The sequence below is a fragment of the Kitasatospora sp. NPDC015121 genome, from assembly GCF_055562955.1.
In genome coordinates, this window is record NZ_JBVHEH010000097.1 from 1 (window position 1) to 2,580 (window position 2,580).

2 protein-coding genes are annotated in these 2,580 nt (G+C 65.3%); both read left to right on the top strand.

What is annotated here, in order from left to right; translation table 11 throughout:
• Nucleotides 1-133 precede the first annotated feature (133 nt).
• Nucleotides 134-1,675, top strand: coding sequence for an IS21-like element IS1415 family transposase (istA, locus tag ACZ3J7_RS40970; protein WP_030538069.1), 1,542 nt, complete (start codon nucleotides 134-136; stop codon nucleotides 1,673-1,675).
• On the top strand, nucleotides 1,675-2,466 hold the full coding sequence (gene istB, locus ACZ3J7_RS40975; protein WP_003944771.1) for an IS21-like element IS1415 family helper ATPase IstB: 792 nt from the start codon (nucleotides 1,675-1,677) through the stop codon (nucleotides 2,464-2,466). Before istA ends, istB begins: the two co-directional genes overlap by 1 nt.
• Nucleotides 2,467-2,580 lie beyond the last annotated feature (114 nt).

A 2,580-nucleotide genomic window follows, 5' to 3' on the forward strand; every position in this document is an offset into this window, starting at 1 on the left:
TGTCGACGGCCATCGTAAGCTCCCCACTGGCGGCCATTTATGGCGCATTTTGTGGCCATGGTTTCTCCCCGCGTACGGCCAGATAGTTCCCCACCTGCTGTGAGTCAGATTCGGTCCCGGCAACGCTGGGTGGATGAAATCGAGCAGGGAGATCATGGAAATTTTGGAGGCGTACGACCTCACGGGTAGTTATCGGGCGGCGGCGGAGCTGGCTGGGTGTGATCACCACACGGTGGCCCGGTATGTGCAGATGCGCGCTGCGGGGCAGCCGCCGGACCGCCGGCGGCATCGAGCGCGGGCGATCGACGACTTTCTGCCGAAGATCGAGGAGTTGGTGGTCCGCTCGCAGGGCAAGGTCCGCGCGGATGTCATCCACGAACGGATCGTCGCGCTGGGGTTCACCGGCGGTGAGCGGACCACGCGCCGGACGGTCGCGGAGGCGAAGGCCCAGTTTCGGGCTGGTCGGCGGCGAGTGTATCGGCCGTGGGTAACCGAACCTGGGCTGTGGTTACAGTACGACTTCGGTGACGGGCCAACGATTTCCGGCCGGAAGACGACGTTGTTCTGCGCATGGTTGGCGTGGTCGCGATTTCGGGTGGTGATCCCGATCTGGGACAAGACATTGCCGACGGTGGCGGCGTGTTTGGATGCGACATTCCGCCGCTTGGGCGGGGTTCCGGTCTATGTCCTCACCGACAACGAGAAGACCGCGACGATCGATCACGTGGCCGGGATCGCGGTCCGCAATCCGGAGATCGTGGAGGTGGCACGGCATTACGGCACGACGCTGCGGACGTGTTTACCTGCTGATCCGGAGTCGAAGGGAGGAAGTGAGGCGACGGTGCGGATCGCCAAAGCCGACCTGTTGCCGAAGGAGGTGAACCTGCGCGAGCAGTATCACTCTTTCGGTGAGCTCGAGTCGGCTTGCCGGCAGTTCTGCACCGACGTCAACACCCGCGTCCACAGCTCTACTCGGCGGCGGCCGGTCGAGCGGCTGGCCGAAGAGTTGCAGCGGCTGCATCCGCTGCCGAAATCTCCGTTCACCGCGGTGTTCGGCACTACCCGGCGGGTGAACTGGGAGTCGACGATCTCGGTGGAAGGGGTGCGGTATTCGGTGCCGCACACGTTGATCGACACTCGGGTCTGGGCCCGCTTCCATGGTGAGGAGCTGATCGTGACCGCCGTCGACAATGATGGCGGTGCAGTCGAAGTCGCGCGGCACCGCCGCGGCCAACCCGGTTCACCGGTCCTCGACAACGACCACTACCCACCCCGCCCAGACCGCGACGCCGCCGACCGGGTGCCCAAGCCTCGTACCGCCGCCGAGCTCGCCTTCCTACAGTTGGGCCAGGGTGCCAACAGCTGGCTGGTCGAGGCTGCCGCCGCGGGAGCGCGCCGCATCAGGGCGAAGATGGCCGAGGCCGTGGACCTTTCGAAGCTGCACTCCCCGGACGCAGTCGACAGAGCGTTGGGGACGGCGGCGATGACCGGCCGGTTCGCCGATCGGGACCTGATCTCGATCCTCGACTACCAAGTCACCCACGAACACGCTGATCCGGTCCGTCGCAGCGAGAACCACACTCTGCAACCGGGCACCGCCGCCTGGTCCACCTTCGGCCAGACACCAGCGCCGGCCAGCCCAGCCACTACTGACGATGAAAGCGATGACGCCTGATGAGCACCCCTTTGCGCACTGTTACCAGCGCTAACGGCGACCCGTTGGCCGAGGCGATCGACCTGACTAAACGCCTGAAACTGCCCCATATCCGCAGGTCCTTGAGCGATATCATCCCGACCGCGAAAGCCCAACGCTGGGACCCCGCCGAAGTCGTGCGGGTTCTCCTCGCTGAGGAAGCCGCCGGCCGGGACCGGGCGAACCTGCACACTCGCCGCAAACGCGCGGGTTTCCCTACCGGCAAGACCTTCGGCGACTGGGACGAAACGAAATCGTCGATTCCCCGCGCCACCCAGGACGCGCTCCGCACCCTGGAGTGGGTCGGGCGGCGTGAATGTTTCTGCGTCTGTGGGCCTTCGGGAACTGGCAAGTCTCACTTCACCGAGGCACTCGGGCAGGCCGCAGTCGAAGCTGGGCTGGCGGTGTCTTGGTTCACCATCGAAGACCTCGGTGCCCTGGTCCGCCGGCACCGTGCCGACGACTCCATCGCCCGAGCCCTGACGAGGATCATCCGCTCCGACCTGATCATCGTCGACGACATCGGTCTGCTCCCGGTCTCTGAAGACGCCGCCGAAGGATTCTATCGCCTCGTCGACGCTGCCTACGAACGCCGAGCGATTGCCGTCTCGAGCAACCTGCACCCCTCCGGCTTCGACGAGATCATGCCCAAAACATTGGCCACCGCCACCGTTGACCGGCTCCTGCACCATGCGCACGTCGTCGTCACCGACGGCGACTCCTTCCGCCTCACCGAAGCCACCACCGGCAAGGGGGTGAAGCCCTTCAGCTAACCCAAATCAGAAAGCGGGTGGGGAAAAACAACTGGCCGCCACCGGGGAGAACCCGTGGCCACCAGCGGGGAGAACTACTGGCCGCCTACGGGGAGAACTTCGTGGCCATTGACA

Coding starts and splice junctions, on each gene's coding strand:
- istA (WP_030538069.1), top strand. CDS start 134: ATGAAATCGAGCAGGGAGATCATGGAAATTTTGGAGGCGTACGACCTC.
- istB (WP_003944771.1), top strand. CDS start 1,675: ATGAGCACCCCTTTGCGCACTGTTACCAGCGCTAACGGCGACCCGTTG.